Source organism: Parerythrobacter lacustris (assembly GCF_024626475.1).
GTDB classification, from domain to species: Bacteria; Pseudomonadota; Alphaproteobacteria; order Sphingomonadales; family Sphingomonadaceae; genus Parerythrobacter_A; species Parerythrobacter_A lacustris.
Map to the genome: position 1 here is coordinate 395,323 of NZ_JANKHH010000007.1, position 23,246 is coordinate 418,568.

The following is a 23,246-nucleotide window of genomic DNA, read 5'->3' on the forward strand; positions in this document are numbered from 1 at the left end:
CCGCTGGCCGATGACCCGCGCAACCTTTGCCGCCGATCCGCTCCACAGCCGCGGGCGCGAATTCCCCGAGAACCGTGACGGCGCGCGCGGGCCGCGCAGCGAGTTCCAGCGTGACCGCGACCGGATCATCCATTCGATCGCATTCCGCCGGCTGCGCTCGAAAACGCAGGTCTTCATCGCGCCCGACGGGGACCATTATCGCACCCGGCTGACGCATAGTCTGGAGGTCGCGCAGATCGGGCGGGTGATCGCGCGCGCGCTCGGGCTGGACGAAGACCTGACGGAGGCATTGTGCCTCGCGCACGACATCGGCCACCCGCCGTTCGGCCATGCAGGCGAGAAGGCGCTATCACAGGCGAGCGCCCGGCATGGCGGATTCGACCACAACGCCCAGTCGCTACGCACGCTGATGCGGCTTGAAAGCCCCTATTGCGACCATCCGGGTCTCAATCTGACGTGGGACCTGCTGGAAGGGCTGGCCAAGCACAATGGCCCGACCCCGGCGGACAACTGGGCGCTGGAAGAGCTCGACCGGGCGTTCGACCTCGAGCTCGATCGCTGGCCCAGCCTCGAAGCGCAGGTCGCTGCGGTGGCGGACGACATCGCCTATGACAACCACGACATCGACGACGGCTTGCGGGCGGGCTTCCTGGTGCTCGACCAGCTGCTCGACATCGATTTCGTCGCAGACCAGTGGCGGGCGGTCGAGCGGCGCTTTCCCGCTGCGCCGCAGGATCGCAAGCTGCGTGAGCTCATTCGCGGGCAGATCGGTCTGATGGTCAACGACGTGATTGGGCACACGCAGGCGCAAACCGAGGGGGTTGTCGCGCTCGAGGAAATTCGCGGGGCTGGCAGGTCGCTATCGGGTTTTTCGCCCGGGATGGCGGCGCAGGAACGGGTGCTCAAGCGCTTCATGTATGACAATCTCTATTACCACCCCGAACAACTGGCGACGGCGGAGAAGGCGCGCGAAGTGGTGGCGCGGCTCTATGCCGCCTACGACCAGGATGCGCGCCTGCTGGGTGCGTGGCGGGACGCATTGCCCGATGTCGAACCGGCGCGCAGCCGCCACATCGCGGACTATATCGCCGGCATGACCGACCGCTATGCAATCGACCAGTATGAGCGGATCTATGGCCGCAAGCCCCACGGGTTGAGCAATGTCTGAGCAGGTTAGGATAGCGCTTGTCGGTGCGACCGGTCTGGTCGGGCGGGCGATCATCGAGCAATCGGTCGGGCGCGCGGATTACCGCTTGCTTGCGCTAGCGCGGCGCGAAGTGCCGGTGCCGACGGGCGCAACGATGGATGTCGTGGTGGCCGAACCTACGGCATGGGGCGAGGTGATGGGCAAGTTCCGACCGCAAGTGCTCATCAGCGCGCTGGGCACCACTATCGGCAAGATGGGCGGTGACAAGGATGCGTTCCGTGCGATCGACTTCGATCTCGTGGTCGATACCGCCCGCGCGGCGCACGAGCACGGGGTCGAGCGCTGCGTCGTGGTCAGTTCGGTCAATGCCGATCCGCGCGCGAAAATGTTTTACCCCAAGGTGAAGGGCGAAGCCGAACAAGCGCTGATGAAGATCGGCTTCAAGCGGCTCGACCTGTTGCGGCCCGGCCTGTTGCGCGGCAAACGGGCAGATGATCCACGCTTTCTGGAAAAGGCGGCGATGGTGGTCAGTCCGCTGACGGACCTCTTGATGCAGGGCAAATATCGTTCGCTGCGCTCGATCTCCGCGCAGGATGTGGCGCAGGCCGCGCTGGTGCTGGCGCACCGCAAGGCGAACGGGCGTTTTAGCCACGAACACGACGCGCTCAAACTCGCGGCGGGGGAACTGCCCCGCCTGTCCGGTGCGGTAGGAGAAGCATGATGTGGGACGGGATATTCGGAGCGGTGAACCTCATCGCACTGGTTGCTTGGATCGGCCTGATCCTCCTGCCGCGATGGCCGACTTTGCTGACCTTCATTCTCTACCTCGGGGTCGGGCTGTTGTGCGCGATCTACGCCGTATTCCTCGTCTCGATTGTCGGCGGCTGGATTGATCCGGTCGGCCCGGCCGATACGGCGGCGAATTTCTCGACCATCGAAGGGGTGCGCGGAATTTTCCTCAGCGACGGCGGGGTAACGGTGGGCTGGACGCACTACCTCGCCTTCGACCTCTTCGTCGGCCTGTGGATCGCCAAGGATGCCGACGCCAAGGGGTTCAACCGTATTGTGCAGGCACCGATCCTGCTCGCGACGTTCCTTGCCGGGCCAATCGGCCTGCTCGTTTGGCTGATCGTGCGGGAAAAGCGCGCCCGGCAGGCGGGGAGGGCGCGCTGAAACGCCACGCACCCGCCACCGCGCGCAACAGCGAAGCCATTGCCGAAGTGCTGGCGGCCGAATTATCCAATCCGGGGACGGTATTGGAAATTGCCAGCGGCTCGGGCGAACACGCCGTCCACTTCGCGCGCCGCTTTCCCCACTTTATCTGGCAGCCGACCGATGCCGATCCCGAGGCCGTCGCCTCGATCGAGGCATGGCGCGAGGAAAGCAGGCTCGCCAACATCGCGCAGCCCGTTCTGCACGATGCCGCCACCGAGCACTGGCCCGCAGGACCGCTCGACGCGATTTTCTGCGCGAACATGATCCATATCAGCCCTTGGGATAGCGCGATGGGCCTGTTCGCCGGGGCAGGGCGGTGCCTTGCACCGGGCGGCAAGCTGGTGGTCTATGGCCCGTTCTTCGAACAAGGCGTCGAGCCCGCGCAATCGAACCTCGACTTCGATGCCAGCCTCAGGTCCCGCGATCCGCGCTGGGGAATTCGTAAGGTAGAGGATTGTGACCGGCTGGCACGAGATGTCCGCCTGGAACGCTCCGCGCGCCATGAAATGCCGGCGAACAATCTCACACTTGTTTGGACCCGACGCCCATAGGGAAACGCCCGCCGGATTGCTCCGACGGGCGCCTGCGACCCTGCGGGGGCATTGCGGGCCGCTGGGATCAGACCACCCTGTCGCCCGCTTCACCGACCGATTCGATATCGCGGCCGAGGCCTTTGACCGTGTTGCAGGCAGTCGTGGTGAGAGCGATGGCAGCAATACCGAACGTAATGAGTGCTTTCCTGATCATGTTCCGGATCCTCTCGGGAAGTTCACATTTCAAACCGCCAGACAGTGGAATTCGTTCCCGGACGCGATGATTGCGTCTTGTGATGAGCGATAGGGCGCACCAAATGCGCGCCGTGTCGTTCGAACATTTCCTGACCTTCGCCAGCGAAGCAGAAACCGTCGGTCTGTGGGGCGGCGGTCTGCTCGCGTTGGCACTAGTTGCCGGGTTCTTCGAGCGACGGAGGTTGAAGCGCAACGCGATCGATCAGGTCGGCTGGATGCCTTGGTTCGCAATCAGCTTCGTGTGCCTGATCATCGGCGCGGGACTGATCGCCCTGGCGATCAAGGGAATGGCGGCCGGATGACGGCCATCGCAGCGTAACCGATTGACGACTGCCCCGATTGGCTTCATCTTTGAATCTGGAAACGGGCAAGAACATAAGACCGGTCGCAGCCCATGCACCTCCATGCAGAGGGATAGGCGTGCGTTATGTTGCGAAGAGTATCCGTTGCGGTTCTGATCGGTGCGGCCTGCCTAGTGCCGCTGGCCTATTCGCTTGGCGAAGCGCCGGTTCCGGCTGCCGATCACCTCGACCCGCCTGCGCGAACCAACCCGAGTAACGATTCGACGCCCGACTTTCCGGCCGATATCGCCGATATCTACGTTTTCCATGACGCAGCGAAGGTGACGGTTATTGTCACCTTCGGTGGACCGGCGGCTACTGGTCTGGCCGCACGATACGATCCCAATGTGTTGTTTACCGTGGACATATCGAACCGTCCGCCGCAAACCACCTCCGATCATAAGATCACCTTCCAGTTCGCACAGGAGACCGGTACCGCCAACGGTCCCTGGGGCGTGCGGGTTCGCGGAGTACCCGGGGTCAATGGCGACATCATCGGATCGGTCGAGCGCACTCTGGTCAAGGATGGCGTGCGGGTGTTCACCGGGCTGACCGACGACCCGTTCTTCTTCGATTCGCAAGGTCTGCGCGAATCGCGCGAGATGGGTACGCTTCGCTTCCGCAACGACCGAGACTTCTTCGGCGCCCAGAACATCACCTCATTCGTGATCGAGATTCCGCGCGAACGGCTGGAGAACGGGACCAACACGCTCGATTTCTGGACCAGCGCCGATCGTCTGGGAGGGCAAATCTGATGACCCGCAATTTTCCAGTACGATCGTTGGCCGTGTCGGCAATCGGCGCGCTTGCGCTTTCAGCCTGCGGCAGCGGCGGTCCCAACACCGAGCCCGACCCGGTGCAAACCACTCCGCCCTCGACCACCAGCTTCAGCGTAACACCGTGCCTCAACCAGATCGTGCCGGGTACCAACACCACGGTCGCCGGGCTGATCGTGCCCGATACGATCACTCTGAATCTCAATGCACCCGCAGGTTTCCCCAACGGCCGCCGGTTGCAGGATCCGGTCGTCGATCTCACGCTGGCGGTGATCTTCCTCGATCTCGACCGGCATCCACCCGACACGCTGTTCCGGATCCCGCTCAATCCACCGGCGAACGACCGGACGTTCCGGGCCGATTTCCCCTATCTCGCGCCGCCGCAGGGCAATCCGCCGATTTCGGGATCGGATACTGCGACCAGCTTCGCCTTTGTCGACCAGCCTGCCAGCGCCTTCACGCGCGTTGACCGGCAAGGCATGCCAGCAGTATCCCCGGCGTTGATCGGCGGGCCGTTGAAAAACCCGTACAACGATGACGATCCGGTGGACGATGCAGCGGGCAAATACGTCCCCGAATTGACCCGACAGCTGAAGATTCTTCACGACGTCTTGCGGGACGATCTGGTCGCGGCCGGCCTGACACCCTGCTCGATTCCGGAATAGTGCGGCCCGTCCGGATAGCGCTGCTGCTGCTTGCCGCCTTGCTGGTGGTGGCGGGGTTCCAGTGGTTCGACCGGTTTTCCTCCGATCCGGCTGACGGCACAGCGCGCGCGGCACCTTGGGCACCGCCGACCTACGCGGAAGCGCTCGACCAGCTGAACCGCGATGTGGCAAAGGAGCAGGCGCGGGTTGCTGCCGACCCCGATGCATGGATGCGGCAGGAAAGCCTTGCCATGGTGCTCCACGCCCGCGGCCAGTTGACCGGATCACACGAAGATCTCGCCGTCGCGCTGGATGCCGCCGACGCTTCGCGCGCTGCCGCCCCAGATGGAAGCGGGCCGGTCCTTGCGAGGGCAATCGTCTCGCTGTCGATGCACCGCAATGCAGCGGCTAGGGAAGAGATCGCGCGGATAGCCGGATTTGCTGTCGAACCCGAGCCGGGCGACAAGGGCGAAGCGGCCTCGATCAAGGGCGATATCGCGCTCTACGAGGGCAAGTATCCGCAAGCGCTTGAGCATTATCGCGCAGCCGAGGCGCTGGCCCCCGGTCCCGGAATTCGCGTCCGGCTTGCCGACTGGTACCGCCACATGGGCGATTTCGACACGGCGCGGCGCTATCTCAAAGAGGCGCTAGCCGACCGTGCATCGCTGACCGCCTGGACCCGCGCCAGCGTGCTGCTGCAACTGGGTGCAATCGATCTCCAGCAGGGCGACTGGGACGCCGCCGAAGCGCAATTCGCCAAGGCGGATGCGGCCTTCCCCGGCTGGTGGCTGGCCAAGGCGCATCTGGCCCAAATGGCCGCTGCGAAAGGCGACTATGCCCGTGCCGAGGCCCTCTATCGCGAGACGATGACCGATGGCATCGAGCGGCCTGCGGTGATGGAGGCGCTGTCCGGGGTGATCGCGGCGCAAGGTGGCCGGGATGCGGAGGCGAAAGGGCTTGCGGCGCGGGCGGCTTCGCTCTGGTTTGCGCAGGTCAAATCCCACCCCGAAGCCTACGCCGATCATGCGATGGGCGCGGCCCTCGCGGAAGGCGACACTCGCCGCGCGGGCGCACTCGCGGCCGCCAGTTATCGCGCGCGGCCCTATGGCGACAGCCGCATCGGCCTCGCGCGGGCGGCGCTGGCCCTCGGTGATGGTCGCCTGTCCCGCAAGCTGATCGAGGAGCTCGACCGCACCGGCTGGCGATCGAGCGAACAATATGTCGTGCTGGCCGATGCCTGCAGCGCCTTGCGCGACGATGGCTGCTTGGAGAGGGCCCGGCGCTCGGCGCTCGCGATCACCCCGCGCGCGTTTGACGAGCGCGCGGCGTTCCTGTCATTCGGCAATCACTAACGGATCAGAGACACGCTTCGAGATAGGCCTGGTCGAAGCCGAACTGGCGCGCCTTCTCCAACGTGTAGGGCCGCAACCCGCTCGAGCGGAATTCGCCGAGGATCTTGCCGTCTTCGCTTTCGTCGAGATACTCGAACTTGAACAGCGTCTGGGTGACGATCACGTCGCCTTCCATCCCGATCACTTCGGTCACCTCGGTGGTGCGGCGCGAGCCGTCGCGCAGGCGTTTCACCTGCACGATGAGATCGACCGATTCGGCGATCTGGCGGCTGATGGCTTCCTTGGGGATCTTGATGTCGCCCATCAGGATCATGTTTTCCATACGGCCGAGGCACTCACGCGGGCTGTTGGCGTGGAGCGTACACATCGAACCGTCGTGACCGGTGTTCATCGCGGCGAGGAGGTCGAAACACTCCGCGCCGCGAATTTCGCCGAGGATAATGCGGTCAGGGCGCATACGCAGCGCGTTCTTCACGAGGTCGCCGATGGTGATCGCGCCTTGCCCTTCGAGGTTCGGCGGGCGGGTTTCCAGCGGCAGCCAGTGCGGCTGCTGCAGGCGAAGTTCGGCGGCGTCTTCGATCGTCAGCACGCGTTCGCCCGGGTCGATCATCTTCGACAGGGCGTTGAGCATCGTGGTCTTACCCGAGCCGGTACCGCCCGAAATGACGATGTTCATCCGGCATGCGCCCGCGATCTTGAGCGCGGTGCACATCTTGTCGTTCATCGAGCCGAAGTCCTTGAGCATGTCCAAGGTGATTGGCTTCTCGGAGAATTTACGAATCGAGATCGCGGTGCCGCGCAAGCTGAGCGGCGGAACGATGACGTTCACGCGGCTGCCGTCCTTGAGGCGCGCGTCGGCCAGCGGGGTGGTCTGGTCGACGCGGCGGCCGACCTGGTTGACGATCCGCTGGGCGATCTGGAACAGGTGCTGTTCGTCGCGGAACCGGATCGGCGCGATCGTCAGCTTGCCCTTCTTTTCGATGTAGGTCTGCTCGGGCCCGTTGACCATGATGTCGGACACGTCGGGATCGTTGAGCAGTTCCTCGAGCGGGCCGAAGCCGAGCAGCTCGTCGATCAGCACCTTTTCCAGCGCGAACTGCTCGCGCCGGTTGAGCGTGACCTTGAGCTCGGCCAGCACTTCCATGATGATCGGGCGGAATTCTTCCGACAGCTCTTCCTTGGACAGCGTGGCGGCAGCTTCGGGATCGACGCGTTCGAGCAGGCGCGGGAGCACCTGTTCCTTGATCTTGTGAACGCTGGCTTCGAAGCCGCCGATATCCTGCTGCTCGTGGATCTGGTTCGCCCGATCGGTCAGGCGGGTCATCGCGTCGTTCTTGTTCGGAGGGGCACCCGTAGGGCCCGCAGCCATGCCTTCACCGGGGAGGGGCGGGAACTGTTCGCCACCCGGCGGCGGCGCTTCGGCAGACGGTTTGGCACCGCCACCCTGCATCGGGCGGGCAACACCGAATGAAGGACGTGCTCCGGGCGACATCCCGGCTGGTCCGTTCTTCCGTCCGAATGCGCTCATTGCGGCCCCCAACTCGATGACTGTTCGTTGCTGTCCCTCGTCGCCGCACAGCGAAGATGGACTTGCGAGAAAAGGTGAATAGGCAGGAAACCTTATTTTTTCCTAAACCAATCCCTTCACTTCGGCCCGTAACCGGTTGCAGTCAGTCCAACCGGGTTACCGCTCCCTTCTGGTATCTTTTGGTTAATTCTTTCTTGCTAGCCGCTTGGGTCGCAGGAGGATAGCGATGCACATGCTCAAGGGCCGATATGTCGACACCATGCAGGGGCTGGCCGCGTGGGGGCCGCTCGCCCAGTTCGGGCAGTCGGCAACTGCCGGATCGCCTTACGGGTGGCGCCGCTGGGCTGCATCATTGCTCGCGATTTACGATACCGGGCGGATGGTCGAGCTCGATCTCCCGTGGTGGAATGTGGCGGCGACCCGTGAGGTTGAGCGGTTCCTCGCCGCGCGCCCGGGTGCGCGGGTGTTCGAATGGGGGGCAGGGGCGAGCACGGTGTGGCTGGCTCGTCGCGCGACGGAAGTGATCTCGGTCGAGCATGATGCGGACTGGCTCGGAAAGTTCGAGGTGCAGACCGAACCGTTCGATAATGTCCGTCTGATGCATCGCTCGATCGAGACCTCGAGCTACGTCGATGCTATCGCGGAGTGCAGCGATCCGTTCGACCTGATTGTGGTGGATGGGCGCCAGCGGGTCTCGTGTCTTGAAAAGGCCAAGGCCCGGCTTGTCCCGAACGGTGCGATCCTGTTCGACGATTCCGGGCGGTCGCGGTATCGTGCCGGGATCGAAAGCTGCGGACTGAACGAGCGCCACTTCCACGGGCGTTCGTTCTGTGTGCCCTATCCTGACCATACGAGCCTGCTGGTCCGCCATGGCTGAAGCGGCTGACCGGCCCTTGCACAAGCGACCGCTGATTGCTGGGGCGATCCGGTGGCTGGGTTATGCCGTCTTTGCCATCGGGCTGGTGTATATCGGCCTCGCGCTTGCAAGGCTCGAAACCGGAAGCGTGGTTGGGCGGCTTGGAGCGACGGGCTGGACGCTGGGCGCGGCAAGCGCCGTCATCTATGCCGGCTTGCTCGTTCTGCTGGCGCGGGCGTGGGCCGGATGCGCTTCGGGCCAGACCGGATTTTCTTGGCCGGCGGTACTTCGGGTCTACGGCCCAGGTGTCATCGCAAAATACATTCCCGGCTCGGTATTCCAGTATGCATCTCGACAGGTTCTTGGTGCGCGAAAGGGCTGGAGCCAAAGCAGCATTGTCCGCGCAAGCCTACTGGAAGCGCTCATCCACGTACCCTCGGCACTCACGGTCGCGGCCGCGTTCATGCTGTTCGAGGGTATTCACGGCGTCGCAATTATTGCCGCAGCAGGGGCTCTGGTTGCAAAGTTTTCACGCAGTGGAGTGGCACAGGCCATCGGTTGGCAATTGTGCTTTTTCAGCGGGTTCGGGACACTGGCTTATGTTCTGGCAGCCTACGCCTTGGGCCTGCCAAACCCGGCTACCATAGCCGCCCTGTTCATGATTGCGTGGATCGCGGGGTTCCTTGTACCGGTTGCGCCGGGCGGGCTGGGCATTCGCGAGTCCGTGCTGCTGGTCCTCGCAGCTCCTTTTGCCCCTTCGGCCGCTATCGCTGTGTTTGCGATCCTTACCCGGCTGGTCACGATCGCGGGGGATGCGCTCTGCGGTCTTGCAGCATACTACTTTTCGGCAGGCTGGCGTTCGAACAGGCAAGCATCGGCGTAACACGACGCCGTGACCCAACCAGTTTTCGCTCTCATCCGCGAGACAAGCCGGTCGTAAGTCTGTGCATGCAGCGTACGGGAAAGAAAAACCCAGTTCACCGCGGGCGGAATGTCCGCATCCCGTGCACCGGCGTAGAAGCGGGTCGCAGCATCGATCCTTGGCAAGGCGCTTACGTAATCGGTCGCCCTTTGCGAGCCGGTGACCGTTCGTCCGGCCTGCGTGACGACCCAGGCATCGCGGCCGGGCGGTTCGGCGAGGAAGGGCGCTTCGGGATATTGCCATGCCTGATCGCGCGGCTGCGAGTGCGCAGCAAGATGAGCGAGGACCAACCGGTCCTGCCTTGGGATCACGGTCGTGAAACTGTCGCGCAGATTGCCATGCCAGGCCGTGCGGATGACTATGCTGGGCAACGCGACAAGGGTCAGCGATGTCAGGGCCACCATTGCCCCGGCGGCATGCTTGCGGGAAGACGAGACAGCAGTGCTTAGTGCGGCGGCGAGAACCAGAGCGATACCCAATGCGGGCAAGCTGGGTATTCGAAGCCGCGCCTCGAAGCCCAGCCGCGGGCTGAGCATGATTTCCGACGCGACCAAAGCGAGCGGAGCGACCACAAACAGGACGATCGCCAGGCGCCATGCATCGCGCTGATCGGTGGATTGGGGTTTCCACCGAACAAGGAAAGCCCCTGCCACCAGCAGCGGCAGGCCAAGCTTGGTCAGGATGATCGTCATGCTGTTGATGATCCTCACCGGCAGCGAACCCGGTTCGATCTCATTGGTGAGCAAAGGGCTGTCGATCGCAGAGGAGGGATTGTTCAACTGGATCACGCTCAAGGCCAGCACCAACAGTGCAGAAATGACGGCCATCACCGCAACCTCCGCCAGCGCTTTCTCGCGCCGACGCCACAACTGGACCAAGCCATAGACGGCGAGCACCATGGCACCGAGCAGGGTCGAGACAGCAAGCGCCGAAGCCAGCGACGCCAGCCCCAATAGCCTCGGCAGGCTGTCACCTCCGCGCTCCGGCCGATCGAGCAGGAACCACGCCAGCAACAAGGCCAAGACGAGCGCATGCTGCGGGATATATTGCACAAAACCAAGAAGTTCAGGACCACGCGGCGCGCGGGTCGCGTTCATCATCGCGTCGGCGCCGTAGAGCAGGAATTCGCCTGCATCGCTGAGCGGCGCGCAGAGGAAGAATGCGCTCAGTCCGACGATCAGCGCTGCCTTGCGCGAACTCGCGACCAGCCGCAGCACGCCGTAGAACACCATGCACAGCAGCGCGACGATCACCGCCTGTGCGCTTGCCAGCGCCGCCCAGTGATCGCCGCCGATTGCTGCACCCGCTCCTGCCAGCAGATAGCTCAGCCAATAGTAATGCAGCGGCTCGCCGGCGTTGAAGATATCTCGCGCGGGAAGGCCATAATCGGCCAGTGCGGCGACGTGGCCCAAATGTTTGAACCAGTCGGCATTGTACCATGCGTGCACCAGCAGCGAACCGTCGCGGCCTTCGACGATCGCGAGTGACTGGGTCAGGAAACCTACGCCGACCATGATCGCTGCAATCGCGACGCCTTCCCATTCCATGCGCGGTGCTCTCACGGCTTGTTGAGGGCGAAGGCGGAGGGCGCAGAGCAACGAAGCGAGCGACACCGGCACGAGGGCCATAGATGGCAGATTGCCACCCGTAACCCCGTGCCAGCCCGCACCGAGCATTGCGGCCACCAGCATGGCCACGACAAGGGAAGCGACGGCAGCCGCAGCAAACTGGCCTGGCCGCGTCGCCCGGCCACGCATCAGGGCAAGCCCCGGTGCCATAGCCAGAACGGCAATCCCCACAGTCGCGAGCGCCGACAGGATCATCGCAAACGATCCTTACCAAACAGCATTAACGATTTCTTTCCATCCCTTGCCTAGACATACCTCACCAATGGAGGGAACCCGCTAGCCATGTCCTTTGCAGGCAAGATCGAGCCATCGCTCGGCACCGCCCCCGATTGCAGTTTCGTGATACCGTTTTTCAACGAGCACGAAAGCCTCCAAATCCTGTATCGCGAGATCGTCGAGAACTGCGAGGCGCTGGGCAATACTTTCGAGCTGGTCTTCGTCGACGACGGTAGCACCGATGCGGGGACCGAGGTTGTCCGCAGGCTGGCGCAAGCCGATCCGCGGGTGTCGCTGCTGCGCTTCCGGCGCAATTTCGGCAAGTCTGCGGCGCTTTCCGCCGGGTTCGGCGCCGCGCAGGGTGACGTCGTGTTCAGCATGGATGCGGACCTGCAGGATAACCCCTCTGAGATCGGGAATTTCCTTGCCGCTCTCGATCTGGGCGCGGACGTCGTTTCCGGCTGGAAACAGGTGCGCAACGATCCGGTCGACAAGACCCTGCCATCGAAGCTGTTCAACGGCGCGGTGAACAAGGCGTTCGGGCTCAAGCTCAACGACCACAACTGCGGCTTCAAGGCCTATCGCCGCGAAACGCTCGCAGAACTGAATCTCTATGGCGAACTGCATCGCTTCGTACCTGCGCTGCTCCATGCGCGCGGCTTCCGCATCGCGCAAATCCCGGTCGAGCATCGGGCACGCCGGTTCGGGAAGTCGAAGTTCGGCGCCAAGCGGCTGGTCAAGGGTGCGCTCGACCTCCTGACCGTGTGGCTCACCACGCGATACGGCGCGCGTCCGCTCCACCTGTTCGGCGGCACCGGGCTCGTTGCCTCGGTGCTCGGCGGCGGGATCCTGACCTATCTCAGTGTGCTGTGGGCGCTTGGCATGGGTCCGATCGGCGACCGCCCGTTGCTGCTGTTCGGCATGCTACTGGTCCTTGCGGGCGGGCAACTGATCGGCGTGGGGCTGCTCGGCGAGCTTATCCTCGCGCGGACCATCGGCGAGAAGGACAAATACGCCATCGCGGAGAAATCGGGCGCGGTAGCCGACCGCGAGCTCGAACGACGGATCGCTGCGGCCAGCACGCTGGATTGAGCGCCTTCGGGGCTTTGCAAGCGGGCGCAGACGGCGTAGCGGCCCCGAGGCAGCTTCTTCCGCGGGACCAATCCATCATGCCACACGACGAACGATCGGGCGTGCTGATCGCGCTGGCGGGCTTTGCCTTGCTGGCCATCGGGGATGGGGTGATCAAGTCGATGGCGGGACAATGGTCGCCGATTGCCGTTGCGGCGTTGCGCTTCACCATTGGCGCGATCGCGCTGTCGGCACTGTTGGCGCGGTCGGAAGGCCGCAAGGGATTTATTCCGGCCAGCCCGTTGATCCAGTTCGGTCGCGGCTTCTGTCTGGCGATGGCGACGATCTGCTTCTTCACCGGGGTGTTCCTGATGCCGCTGGCGGAGGCCACCGCGCTGATCTTTGTCTCGCCGATCTTCACCGCCTTGCTGAGCGGCCCTGTGCTGAAGGAAAAGGTACGCCCCGCGACCTTTGTTGCCTCGCTGCTCGCGTTCGCGGGCGTGCTGGTCGTGCTGCGACCGAACCTCGCCGAGGTCGGCTGGGTCGCGATCCTGCCGATCTGCAGCGCGCTGTTTTTCAGCTTCATCGTAATGGGCAATCGCGCGGTTGCCGGGCAGGGCAGCGCACTGTCGATGCAGGCGTTCATGGCTCTGGGCGCGGCGCCGGTGCTGATCGTGGCCATGTTCGTCGGGCGCGCAAGCGGAGCCGAGATTCTCCAGTTCGGCTGGCCGGACTGGGGCGTCGTCGCGCGCTGCGCTCTCGTCGCGCTGACTGCCAGCACCGCGCACTGGATGGTTTATCTCGGCACCACGCGCGCCGGGGCTGCGACCATCGCGCCGATGACCTATATCCAGCTGCTGGTGGCCGTTGTGCTCGGGTGGTGGTGGTTCGGCGACGCGCCCGATCTCGTCTCGCTCGGCGGCGCGGCGATCATCATCACAGCCGGACTCTACCTCTGGCGCGAAAGCGCGCGCAGGGCAGAAACTTCGCAAGCCGCCAATTGACATGATATCATGATATGATATCAGTATATCATTGCTGGCACAGATAGAGAATTTCGAGGGTTCGATGCGGATTCTGACCGACATTCCCGACGAGGATATCGAAAAGCTCGACCTTGTCGCAGCCAAGAGGAAAAGCTCGCGCGCGGCGGCCATCCGCGAGGCGGTGAAGCTTTATCTGGTGCAGAATGCAGACAATCAGGACTGGATAGAGCGGGGCTTTGGATATTGGGTCGGCCGCGTCGATGTGGGCGATCCGGTGGAGTATCAGCGCGCGCTGCGGGAAGATCGCACACCTTACGAAGAGCTTTGATCGGTGTCCGATCCCTTCTTCGATTCCAACATCGTGATCGATTGGCTCAATCGCAAACCTGAAGCCAAGATGGAGTTGCTGCGGTATCGACGGCACCGGGTGAGCCGGATCGTGTGGACAGAAGTTCTGGCGGGCGAGCGGCTGGAGGATCGCGATGGCGTAAGGCAGGTTATCTCTGCGTTTGAAGTCGTCGAGATTGATGCCCGGATCGCGATGGCCGCTGCCGATATTCGTCACCGGACCAAGATGAAACTGATGGACGCCTATATCCTCGCCACCGCCCAGGTGAACGGTGCGATCCTGATTACACGAAATACCAAGGATTTTCCGGCAGCAATGCCGGGTATCCGGGTTCCCTACACACTGTAAAGAAAGCAAAAGCTCGATGTGCGGCATTATCGGAATTGTGAGCCAGCAAGCGGTTGCCGACCGGCTGGTCGACGGCCTGAGGCGGATGGAATATCGCGGTTACGACAGCGCCGGGGTGTGCACCATCCATGATGGTTCGCTGGTCCGTCGCCGCGCGCCGGGCAAGCTGGCGAACCTCGTTGCGGAGCTCGAGCGCAACCCCGCGCCGGGCACGATCGGCATCGCGCACACGCGTTGGGCGACTCATGGTGCACCGACGGCGGAGAACGCCCACCCCCACGCCACCGCCGAAGTCGCGCTGGTGCACAACGGGATCATCGAGAATTTCAAGCAGTTGCGCGACGAACTGTTCGCCGATGGCCGCACGCTCGAAAGCGAAACCGATAGCGAAGTCGTGGCACACCTGATTTCCCGCGAAATCGAGGCGGGGGCGAGTCCGCAGGAGGCCGTCAAAACCGTCCTGCCGCGGCTGCGCGGGGCCTTTGCTCTCGCCATCGCCTTCCGCCAGCACCCCGACATGCTGATCGGCGCGCGGCTCGGCTCGCCGCTGGTGGTCGGATACGGGGAAGGGGAGATGTTCCTCGGTTCGGACGCGCTCGCGCTCGCGCCGCTGACCCAGCGGATCGCCTATCTCGACGAAGGCGACTGGGTGGTGATCGAAAAAAATTCCGTCCGGATCTTCGACAGCGAGAACAATCCGGCAGAGCGCGAGATCACCACCTCGGGCGCCTCGGCAGCAGCGGTCGAGAAGGGGAACTACCGTCACTACATGCAGAAGGAGATCTTCGAGCAGCCCACCGTGGTGGCGCAAACCCTGTCGAGCTATGTCCACCAGGCGAACGAAACGGTCGCCCTGCCGCAGGTTGACTTCGATCTCTCGGCGATCAAACGGGTAACCATCGTCGCTTGCGGTACGTCCTACTACGCTGGGATGGTGGCGAAGTACTGGTTCGAGCAATTTGCCCGCGTGCCGGTCGATATCGATGTGGCGAGCGAATTCCGCTACCGCGACCCGGTGCTCGAGCCGGGCGGGCTGGCGCTGTTTATCTCGCAAAGCGGCGAGACGGCAGACACGCTCGCCGCGCTGCGGCACTGCAAGGCAAATGGCCAGACGATCGGTGTGGTGGTCAATGTGCCGACCAGTTCGATGGCGCGCGAGGCCGATCTGCTGCTGCCGACCCATGCGGGGCCGGAAATCGGCGTCGCCTCGACCAAGGCGTTCACCTGCCAGCTGGCGGTGCTCGCCGCCCTCGCTGCGCATATGGCGGTCAAGAAGGGCTACATGAGCCGCGACGAGGAGCGCGAAGTGGTCAAGCACCTGCTCGAAGCCCCCGCCGCGCTCAATGCCGCGCTCGATCATGACGACGATATCGCCGGCATGGCACATTTGATCGCCCCCGCGCGCGACGTACTCTACCTCGGGCGCGGGCCGGACTATCCATTGGCGATGGAAGGCGCGCTCAAGCTGAAGGAAATCAGCTATATCCATGCCGAAGGCTACGCCTCGGGCGAGATGAAGCATGGCCCGATCGCGCTGATCGACGAGGCGGTGCCGGTGATCGTGCTCGCGCCTTCGGGCCCCCTGTTCGAAAAGACCGTGTCGAACATGCAGGAGGTCCGCGCGCGCGGCGGGAAAGTGGTGCTGATTTCGGACGAGGAAGGGCTGGCGGAAGCGGGTGAGGATTGCCTCGCGACGATCCAGATGCCCAAGGTTCATCCGCTCATCGCGCCGCTGGTTTACGCGGTTCCGGTTCAGCTTCTTGCCTACCATGTCGCATGCGTGAAGGGGACCGACGTAGACCAGCCACGGAACCTCGCCAAATCGGTTACGGTTGAATAGGTTACACGCGGTTTCAGTGTCGGTGGAGCCCGCCGGGCAGCGTTGTTTTTTCTTTGCTTCCTTTACTGGCTCCTAACCTTTTTTGCTTACCCCGATCGGCGTGAGTGAAACGACGCCCGAAACGCCGGCCCAGCCGGAGCATCTGCCAGCGCTCGCCGTTCTCGGGCTGACCAGCCCCGAGTCCGGCGATTGGGCACGCCTGCGCGGGCTGCAGTATTCGAGCGTTTCCGACAAGGCGCCGGTGAGAATTGGCGGGCAATTGATCGGGGCACTGCTTGTCATTGGTGCAGGCTTCCCGGCCGTCGGGATCATCGCTGCCGTGGTATGGATGACGCTGCTCTGTGCTGCACTGTGGCATGCCAACCGGCGGATAAACCAGTTGCGCGACACCGATTCGCGCCGGCCTTCGGTCGATGAAGTGCGCAGCCATCGCGTCTCAGTGTGTATCCTTGGTGCGGTCTGGTCGATAGCACCGCTCGCGGTTGGCTGGTTCGGAACGCCCGATCAGTTGCTGATGATCTGGGCGGTGTTTGCCGCCATGATCGCGGGTTCCGCACTCTATCTCGCGGCACTGCCCTATTCGACCGCCGCATTCGCCGCGATTACTGGGGCCGCGACTGCGCTCGCCGCATTGATCTCCGGCCAGTTCATCCTTGCAGCCGCCGTCATCATGCTCGTCGCCCTGGTGGTCAGCGGCTCGATCGCGGTGGCGCGAACGTTTCTGCTTGCGAAGATTGCCGAAGCCGGGGTCCATGAACAGAGCGAAGTTGTCTCGCTGCTGCTGCGCGAATTCGAGGAAAACCACGCCGACTGGCTGTGGGAGATCGACACCAACCGCCGCGTGCGCAAGGCTTCGCCGCGTTTTTCCTATGCCTTGGGCAAGCCTCCGGAAGAGATCGACGGGCTGCCATTCCTCCAGCTGATAGCAGGCGATGCCTGGGAATCGGGCCAGTTTGCACTGAGCCTGCATGATCTGGCCGAACGGCTCAAGCGGCGGGAGAACTTCTCCAACCTGATCGTCAAGGTGACCATCGACGGTGAAAACCGCTGGTGGGAACTCTCTGGGACCCCGATCCTCGACGACAACGGGGCTTACATGGGTTTCCGTGGTGTCGGTTCCGACGTGACCGAGGCACGCGAATCCAACGAGAAGATCGCCTATCTCGCCCGTTATGACACGCTGACGGGGCTACCCAACCGCCTCATGCTCAACGAGGCGCTGCGCGACGCGATCAAGTTCGCCGAACAATGGCGAACGCGCTGTGCCTTCCTGATGCTCGACCTCGATCGGTTCAAGGCGGTCAACGATTCGCTCGGACACCTCGTCGGCGACCGGCTGCTGGCCGAGGTCTCCGGACGGCTCAAGGAGCTGATGGACGAGAATGCGATGTGCGGCCGCCTCGGCGGCGACGAATTCGCGATCGTTATTCGCGATGCCTCGGAAAAAGGCACGGTCGAGCGACTCGCCCGCAGGATCATCGGGCGGCTGTCGCAACCATACGACATCGACAATCACACGCTCTACGTCGGGGCGAGCGTCGGCAGCGCTATCGGCCCGCGCGACGGTGCGACGGTCGAAGAAGTCATGCGCAATGCCGATCTTGCGCTGTACCGCGCGAAGGACGAAGGCGGCGGTGAGCACTTCGCTTACGAACCTTCCTTCCACGCGCATGCCGAAGAGCGCCGCAAGCTCGAATTCTCGCTCCGCCGCGCGATCGAGCGCGAGGAGTTGACGCTAAATTTCCAGCCTGTGGTCGATGCCACCAGCGAAGAACTGGTCAGCTTCGAGGCATTGGTGCGCTGGAACAGCGTCGATCACGGCTTCGTCAGCCCGGTCAAGTTCATCCCGGTTGCAGAAGACACCCGCCTGATCGTGCCGATCGGCACCTGGGTGATGGAACAGGCCTGCCGGGAAGCGACCAACTGGCCCGAACATATCAGGGTTGCGGTCAATGTTTCGGGCGAGCAGCTGGTCGATCCGGACTTCACCAACACGGTGGTCCGCGCGCTTTCGGGCAGCGGTCTTGCTGCAAGCAGACTGGAAATCGAGGTAACCGAAAGCGTCTTCCTGCGCGATGCCGATGTTGCGCGTGCTGCACTGGAACAGGTGATGGCGATCGGTTGCACCATCGCGCTCGACGACTTCGGGACGGGCTATTCCTCGCTCGGTTACCTGCGCAAGTTGAGCTTCTCTACCATCAAGGTCGATCGCAGCTTCGTGCAGGGCGCGGCGCAGAACAGTGCAGAGAGCCTCGCCATTATCCGCGCTGTGGTTGCGATGGCGAGTAGCCTCGAAATGGCGACCACTGCCGAAGGGGTCGAGAGCGCCGAGGAAGTCGCCCTTATCCGAAGCCTCGGTTGCACCAAAATCCAGGGCTACTATTTCGGCCGCCCAATGCCGATAGCAGACGTTCGCGCGCTCTTTCGCCGCGCTGAAGCGGCTAGTCAGTAAAGATCAGGCGTCGACCAGCCGGGCAACGGCACTCGCAAACAGTTTGCGGCCATCGGTACCAGCATGGGCCGGTTCGACCGCGCGTTCCGGATGCGGCATCATGCCGAGCACATTGCCTGCTCCGTTGATGATACCGGCGATGTCCCGCTGAGAACCATTCACCGCATCGAGATAGCGGAACGCCACGCGTCCCTCGCCTTCAAGCCGGTCGAGCGTTTCGGTGTCAGCAAAGAAATTGCCGTCGTGATGTGCAACAGGAACCTGGATTTCCTCTCCCTGGTCATATTGCGACGTGAACAGCGTCTGCGAATTCTCGACCTTCAGCGACACCGTGCGGCAGATGAAATTCTGGCTCGCGTTACGCATCAGCGCCCCGGGCAGCAGGCCGCTTTCGGTAAGGACCTGAAAGCCGTTGCACACGCCCAGCACCGGCACACCGCGACCGGCGGCCTCGACAATCGCCCGCATGATCGGGCTGCGTGCCGCCATCGCGCCGCTGCGCAGGTAGTCGCCATAGGAAAAGCCGCCGGGGATGGCGATGAAATCCAGACGTTCTGGAAGTTCTGCATCGCCATGCCAGACCCGAAGTGCCGGAGTGCCTGAAGCTATCTCGAGAGCTACCGCCATATCGCGATCACAGTTCGATCCGGGAAAGGTGACGACCGCAGACCGGAAGCCCATCACGCCGTCTCCAGCTTGTCGATCCGGTAGTTCTCGATCACCATATTGGCGAGCAGTTTGCGGCACATTTCGTCGAGCGCTTCGTCGCTGACGCTGTCGGCTACATCGAGTTCGATCAGCCGCCCGGCACGCACATCGTTTACCCCTTCGAAGCCGAGCCCTTCCAGCGCATGGTGGATAGCGCGTCCTTGCGGATCGAGCACGCCCGGCTTGAGCGATACGTGGACATGGACTTTCATCGGGGATCTCCTTTGCCGGTGCCGCAATGGTGTCGCGCCGCCTATAGACGATGTCGGTCGGATCGCAATCGGACTAACTGCGCCGTCAACAATTGCTCACTCCGGCTCGGGACCTGTCCGGGGCAAGACGCGAATCTCGACCGCGCCATCGTTCGTCAGGAAGCTCTCCGCCGCGGCGCGGATCATTTCGGGCGTCACGCGCAGCGTGCCATCCTTGCCGGCCAGGAACCGGTCGATCTCGTGCGGCTTGCTTTGCGCGCGGTCGACCAGCGACAGCCAGCCGCCATTCGATTTGAGCGCATTGTCGAATTGCTCGAGCAGTGGTCGCCGCGCGCGTTCGAGCGTGTCAGGATCGGTTGCCTCGCTGCGCAAACGCTCGACGACTTGCTGCATTGCTGCGCGGGCATCGTCGACCTTGCCCACATCGAGCGAAGCGGTGAGCGAGAAGGTGCCGTAGCCCGGATAGATCGATGACTGGGAACTGCCCGCGTCGGGAGAATACGCCTGGCCGAGCCGCTCGCGCAGCTCATCCTGCAGTTCCAGTTGCGCGATCCGCTCGAGCAGTTCCATGGTCAGATACAGTTCCAGGTCGCTGTCGTCGGTGGTCGGCCAGATCAGTCGCAACATTGCCTGGTCGGGTTCGCCGCGATGAGGGATGGTACGCAAGGAACGGTCGGCGGTGAATCGTCGATCGCGGTTCCCGGCGCGTGGCAGAAAATCGCCTTCTCGGGACGGCAAGGCCCCGAGGGTTCGCGCTACCAGGTCGATCGCGGTCGCCTCGTCGAAGTCGCCGACCAAGGTCAGTTCGATCGCGCCGCTTGCCAGCCGATCGCCGATGGCGGCCTCCAGATCGTCGAAGCTTTGCGCGGCAACAGTCTCTTCGCTCTGGAGGGAAAAGCGCGGGTCGTTGTCCGAAAGGATTCCGCCAATGGCGCTCGAATAGGCCGCTGCCGGAGTGGCATCGAGCGTCTTGTAGAAATTGGCGACCGTCTGGCGGAACCGCGATTCGCCCTCGGGCCGGTATCCGGGATCGGAGAGCAGGGCGGCCAGCAGCTGAAGCTGCAACTCGAGATCGCGAGGCGTAGTTGTGCCGCCGGCGCTGAAACTGTCCGCTGCGGATCCGAAACCGAAGCTGACCGTTCGCCCCGCAAGGATCGTCGCCAGCTCGTCTTGCGAGTGCGCGCCCAATCCTCCGGCGGTAAGGAAATTGACCATCGCGGTGGCGTTGGGGTTCTGTCTGGTGTCGAGCAGCGAGCCGCCGTCGAGGTGCATCCGGAAGGATATCCGGTCCTTGCTCAATGCTGTGGTCTTCAAATTGAGCCGCACCCCATTGGCAAAACTGACGGCACGCAAGCCGATCCGTTCATCGATCCGATCCGATGCGACGGCGCCCTGAGGACCAAACCGGGTGTAGGCGAACGGCATGGCCGCGATCTCTTCGGGCGCGACCATGGGACGGGCGACCGCCGCATTCCACGCATCGCGCAAGGCACGCTCGCCGCCCTCCGGTGCCGCGCGTCCGCGAAACCGGATCAGGGGATCGGCCAGTGTTGCTGCATCATCGAGCAATGCCGCCAGCACCTGCTCGGGAGTGATCGTGCCTGCAAAGCTTTCGAAGCGCGCGAGGCTTGCTTCGGGAGTGGACGGCACAAGCTCGTCTTCGATCAATGCCAACGCACTGTTCACCAACGCGGCGTTGGTGCGTGTTTCGGCCGAAGCGACCGAATTTTCGAGCGCGGTGCGGGTCGTTGCGAGCTGTTCGGCCACCTCGCTTGGGCTGAAGCCGTAAGCCAAGGCGGTGCGCAGCGTATCGGCTGCCGCATCGAGACCGCGCTGCCACCCGCCATCGATCGTGTTTACGGTGAGGTTCGTGGTCCGCGCGTCCTCGAACACATCGCCCGTGCCGAAACCGGCGGAGCGGAACGGCGGATCGGCTTGCGCAGCAAGGCGCGCGAGCCGCCGATTGACTATGTCGTAGCCGAGCGAGCGGATCAGGTTGTCGCGCCGGGTCGCAATAGAGTCCGATCTTTCCTGCCAAGGGGCAAGACGCGAGACGGTGACCGCTTCGGACAGCGCTGGATCGAGAAAAATGTCGGTTACCCCGCCACGGGCGAGATCGATCGGACCGATGTCTGGCTCGGCGGGCATGGGTGCTGGCCGCCAGTCCGCGAAATGCCGATTGATCGCGCTTACGGCCGCCTCGGCAGGATAGTCCCCCACGACCACCAGGACGGCATTGGCCGGAACATATTCACGCGCATAGAACCCGCGCAAATCGGCATCGGTCGCACCCTCGAGAACTTCAGGGAGACCGATGGGCAACCGCTGTGTATGAAGCGCGCCGGGGGCGGCGAAGTCGAGCCGGTCGATCAATTCCTTTAGCGCATAGGTGTTCCGGTCGCGCCGCTCGGCAAGGATGACGCCGCGCTCGCGATCGATCGCCTCGGGCGAGAGCGTCAGTTCGCTTGCGGTCTCGCGCATCAGCATCAGCGCGGTGTCGAGCAGGGCCGGTTCGTTGCGCGGCAGGTCGAGCTTGTAGGTCGTCGCCTCGAAACCCGTAGAGGCGTTGGTGTCCGCCCCGAACGCGAGCCCCTCGCGCTCAAGCAGCTTGATCATTTCCCCCTCGGGAATGCGCTTCGAGCCGTTGAACGCCATGTGCTCGACGAAATGCGCAAGGCCGCGCTCGCTCTCGGTCTCTGACAGCGATCCCGATCCGATGTGCAGTCTGACCAAGGCGGTGCCTTCGGGCCGGTCGTTCGTCCGCACGATGTAGCGCATCCCGTTGTCCAGCCGGCCGAAAACGAATCCCGGATCGGGCTCGATGTCGCTCGTTTCGAAGGGCCAGACTGGGGCATCGGAGCCAGCCGCTTCCGGCGGCTCCCCGGCATAGGCCGGGGCAGCAAATGACAGGCCAACAAGCAGGGCGACCGCGAAGGGTGTAAACCGCATCCCGCAGGTCCGGAGCCCGGAGCGTTGCGATGGCACGGTCGGACTACTTCTTTTTCGGTGTGGTGCGCAGCTTGCCGCGATGGGCGTTGAGGTCGAACACTTCGCCCGGACCGCTGTTTTCACCGTCGAGCAGACCCAGACGGCGCGCTACTTCCTGATAGGCCTGTTCCTCGCCGCCCAGGTCGCGGCGGAAGCGGTCCTTGTCGAGCTTTTCGCCGGTCTTCATGTCCCACAGGCGGCAGCCGTCGGGGCTGATCTCGTCGGCGAGGATGATGCGGCTGTAATCCTGGTCGTAGATACGCCCGAACTCGAGCTTGAAGTCGACCAGGCGGATATCGATCGATGCGAACATGCCGCACAGAAAGTCGTTGATACGGATCGCCATGCTGGCGATATCCTGCATCTCCTCGGGGCCGGCCCAGTTGAAGCAGGCAATGTGCTCCTCGGCGATCAGCGGATCGCCCAGCGCATCGTCCTTGTAGTAATACTCGATCAGCGTGTGCGGCAGCGGCTCACCTTCTTCGAGGCCGAGGCGGGTGCAGATCGACCCGGCCGCGACATTGCGCACGACCACCTCGATCGGGATGATCTCGACCTGACGCACCAGCTGTTCGCGCATGTTGAGGCGGCGGATGAAGTGGGTCGGGATGCCAATATGCGACAGGCGGGTGAAGACGAACTCGCTGATGCGGTTGTTGATCACGCCCTTGCCGTTTATCGTGCCCTTCTTCTGCGCGTTGAAGGCGGTCGCATCATCCTTGAAATACTGGATGATGGTGCCCGGTTCGGGGCCCTCATAGAGGATCTTGGCCTTGCCTTCGTAGATCTGGCGGCGACGCGACATACGCAAAAAACTCCGGAGAAAACACGTGGCCCCGGCCTGCAAAGCCAATTGCTTCGCTGCGCCGGGGCTGTGCC

Annotated in this window: 23 protein-coding genes; 16 read left to right on the forward strand and 7 right to left on the reverse strand. The window is 63.4% G+C overall.

The features are described 5' to 3' along the window. Positions 1 to 10: 10 nt before the first annotated feature. The 4 genes from NSO95_RS13820 to NSO95_RS13835 are packed head-to-tail and all read left to right on the forward strand — an operon-like array spanning position 11 to position 2,913. A complete protein-coding gene (locus tag NSO95_RS13820) occupies positions 11 to 1,168 on the forward strand; it encodes a deoxyguanosinetriphosphate triphosphohydrolase (RefSeq protein ID WP_257596893.1) in 1,158 nt (385 codons plus the stop codon). Beyond that, positions 1,161 to 1,868, forward strand: coding sequence for an NAD(P)H-binding protein (locus NSO95_RS13825; protein WP_257596894.1), 708 nt, complete (start codon positions 1,161 to 1,163; stop codon positions 1,866 to 1,868). The genes NSO95_RS13820 and NSO95_RS13825 overlap by 8 nt, the downstream gene beginning before the upstream one ends. Beyond that, complete coding sequence (locus tag NSO95_RS13830) at positions 1,868 to 2,320, forward strand: ABA4-like family protein (protein ID WP_257596895.1); 453 nt, start codon at positions 1,868 to 1,870, stop codon at positions 2,318 to 2,320. The genes NSO95_RS13825 and NSO95_RS13830 overlap by 1 nt, the downstream gene beginning before the upstream one ends. Next, on the forward strand, positions 2,269 to 2,913 hold the full coding sequence (locus NSO95_RS13835) for a DUF938 domain-containing protein (protein ID WP_257596896.1): 645 nt from the start codon (positions 2,269 to 2,271) through the stop codon (positions 2,911 to 2,913). The genes NSO95_RS13830 and NSO95_RS13835 overlap by 52 nt, the downstream gene beginning before the upstream one ends. A 67-nt stretch (positions 2,914 to 2,980) precedes the next feature. Here the strand turns inward: NSO95_RS13835 and NSO95_RS13840 are convergent, their stop codons facing one another. Further along, the gene (locus NSO95_RS13840) at positions 2,981 to 3,109 is read right to left on the reverse strand and encodes an entericidin A/B family lipoprotein (protein WP_257596897.1); all 129 of its coding nucleotides are present in this window, start codon (positions 3,107 to 3,109) and stop codon (positions 2,981 to 2,983) included. A 112-nt stretch (positions 3,110 to 3,221) separates the two neighbouring features. Between NSO95_RS13840 and NSO95_RS13845 the strand changes: the two genes are divergently transcribed. The 4 genes from NSO95_RS13845 to NSO95_RS13860 all read left to right on the forward strand — a co-directional run bounded on the left by NSO95_RS13845 (position 3,222) and on the right by NSO95_RS13860 (position 6,263). Then, positions 3,222 to 3,452, forward strand: a complete 231-nt coding sequence (locus NSO95_RS13845; RefSeq protein ID WP_257596898.1) for a hypothetical protein — start codon at positions 3,222 to 3,224, stop codon at positions 3,450 to 3,452. 125 nt (positions 3,453 to 3,577) lie between these two features. After that, complete coding sequence (locus NSO95_RS13850; protein WP_257596899.1) at positions 3,578 to 4,246, forward strand: DUF4331 family protein; 669 nt, start codon at positions 3,578 to 3,580, stop codon at positions 4,244 to 4,246. Further along, complete coding sequence (locus NSO95_RS13855; RefSeq protein WP_257596900.1) at positions 4,246 to 4,932, forward strand: DUF4331 domain-containing protein; 687 nt, start codon at positions 4,246 to 4,248, stop codon at positions 4,930 to 4,932. Before NSO95_RS13850 ends, NSO95_RS13855 begins: the two co-directional genes overlap by 1 nt. After that, the gene (locus NSO95_RS13860) at positions 4,932 to 6,263 is read left to right on the forward strand and encodes a tetratricopeptide repeat protein (RefSeq protein WP_257596901.1); all 1,332 of its coding nucleotides are present in this window, start codon (positions 4,932 to 4,934) and stop codon (positions 6,261 to 6,263) included. The genes NSO95_RS13855 and NSO95_RS13860 overlap by 1 nt, the downstream gene beginning before the upstream one ends. A 4-nt stretch (positions 6,264 to 6,267) precedes the next feature. Here the strand turns inward: NSO95_RS13860 and NSO95_RS13865 are convergent, their stop codons facing one another. Continuing rightward, positions 6,268 to 7,791 carry a TadA family conjugal transfer-associated ATPase gene (locus NSO95_RS13865; RefSeq protein WP_257596902.1) on the reverse strand — a complete coding sequence of 508 codons (1,524 nt, stop codon included), beginning with the start codon at positions 7,789 to 7,791 and terminating at the stop codon, positions 6,268 to 6,270. Positions 7,792 to 8,017: 226 nt separating this feature from the next. Between NSO95_RS13865 and NSO95_RS13870 the strand changes: the two genes are divergently transcribed. Both NSO95_RS13870 and NSO95_RS13875 read left to right on the forward strand, forming a co-directional pair. Beyond that, positions 8,018 to 8,668 carry a class I SAM-dependent methyltransferase gene (locus NSO95_RS13870; RefSeq protein WP_257596904.1) on the forward strand — a complete coding sequence of 217 codons (651 nt, stop codon included), beginning with the start codon at positions 8,018 to 8,020 and terminating at the stop codon, positions 8,666 to 8,668. Continuing rightward, positions 8,661 to 9,530 (forward strand): hypothetical protein, encoded by an 870-nt coding sequence (locus NSO95_RS13875; protein WP_257596905.1) that lies wholly within the window; start codon positions 8,661 to 8,663, stop codon positions 9,528 to 9,530. The genes NSO95_RS13870 and NSO95_RS13875 overlap by 8 nt, the downstream gene beginning before the upstream one ends. Here the strand turns inward: NSO95_RS13875 and NSO95_RS13880 are convergent. Next, positions 9,485 to 11,116, reverse strand: a complete 1,632-nt coding sequence (locus NSO95_RS13880; protein ID WP_257596906.1) for a hypothetical protein — start codon at positions 11,114 to 11,116, stop codon at positions 9,485 to 9,487. The genes NSO95_RS13875 and NSO95_RS13880 overlap by 46 nt on opposite strands. 363 nt (positions 11,117 to 11,479) lie before the next feature. On the opposite strand from NSO95_RS13880, the gene NSO95_RS13885 reads away from it, so the two are divergent. The 6 genes from NSO95_RS13885 to NSO95_RS13910 all read left to right on the forward strand — a co-directional run bounded on the left by NSO95_RS13885 (position 11,480) and on the right by NSO95_RS13910 (position 18,459). After that, complete coding sequence (locus tag NSO95_RS13885; RefSeq protein ID WP_257596907.1) at positions 11,480 to 12,505, forward strand: glycosyltransferase family 2 protein; 1,026 nt, start codon at positions 11,480 to 11,482, stop codon at positions 12,503 to 12,505. 77 nt (positions 12,506 to 12,582) lie between these two features. Continuing rightward, positions 12,583 to 13,488 carry a DMT family transporter gene (locus tag NSO95_RS13890; protein ID WP_257596908.1) on the forward strand — a complete coding sequence of 302 codons (906 nt, stop codon included), beginning with the start codon at positions 12,583 to 12,585 and terminating at the stop codon, positions 13,486 to 13,488. Positions 13,489 to 13,519: 31 nt separating this feature from the next. After that, the gene (locus NSO95_RS13895; RefSeq protein ID WP_257596909.1) at positions 13,520 to 13,798 is read left to right on the forward strand and encodes a ribbon-helix-helix domain-containing protein; all 279 of its coding nucleotides are present in this window, start codon (positions 13,520 to 13,522) and stop codon (positions 13,796 to 13,798) included. A 3-nt stretch (positions 13,799 to 13,801) separates the two neighbouring features. Continuing rightward, complete coding sequence (locus NSO95_RS13900) at positions 13,802 to 14,167, forward strand: type II toxin-antitoxin system VapC family toxin (protein WP_257596910.1); 366 nt, start codon at positions 13,802 to 13,804, stop codon at positions 14,165 to 14,167. A gap of 16 nt (positions 14,168 to 14,183) precedes the next feature. After that, complete coding sequence (glmS, locus tag NSO95_RS13905; protein ID WP_257596911.1) at positions 14,184 to 16,007, forward strand: glutamine--fructose-6-phosphate transaminase (isomerizing); 1,824 nt, start codon at positions 14,184 to 14,186, stop codon at positions 16,005 to 16,007. Between the two features lie 100 nt (positions 16,008 to 16,107). After that, a complete protein-coding gene (locus tag NSO95_RS13910) occupies positions 16,108 to 18,459 on the forward strand; it encodes a putative bifunctional diguanylate cyclase/phosphodiesterase (RefSeq protein ID WP_257596912.1) in 2,352 nt (783 codons plus the stop codon). A 3-nt stretch (positions 18,460 to 18,462) separates the two neighbouring features. Here NSO95_RS13910 and purQ read toward each other — a convergent pair whose 3' ends face one another. The 4 genes from purQ to purC all read right to left on the reverse strand — a co-directional run bounded on the left by purQ (position 18,463) and on the right by purC (position 23,172). After that, positions 18,463 to 19,140, reverse strand: coding sequence for a phosphoribosylformylglycinamidine synthase subunit PurQ (gene purQ, locus NSO95_RS13915; protein ID WP_257596913.1), 678 nt, complete (start codon positions 19,138 to 19,140; stop codon positions 18,463 to 18,465). Beyond that, positions 19,140 to 19,379: a phosphoribosylformylglycinamidine synthase subunit PurS gene (gene purS / locus NSO95_RS13920; protein WP_257596914.1), complete on the reverse strand. Its 240-nt coding sequence runs from the start codon at positions 19,377 to 19,379 to the stop codon at positions 19,140 to 19,142. The genes purQ and purS overlap by 1 nt, the downstream gene beginning before the upstream one ends. Before the next feature lie 96 nt (positions 19,380 to 19,475). Beyond that, a complete protein-coding gene (locus NSO95_RS13925) occupies positions 19,476 to 22,328 on the reverse strand; it encodes a M16 family metallopeptidase (RefSeq protein ID WP_257596915.1) in 2,853 nt (950 codons plus the stop codon). A gap of 43 nt (positions 22,329 to 22,371) precedes the next feature. Then, complete coding sequence (purC, locus tag NSO95_RS13930) at positions 22,372 to 23,172, reverse strand: phosphoribosylaminoimidazolesuccinocarboxamide synthase (RefSeq protein ID WP_257597056.1); 801 nt, start codon at positions 23,170 to 23,172, stop codon at positions 22,372 to 22,374. Between the last annotated feature and the right edge of the window lie 74 nt (positions 23,173 to 23,246).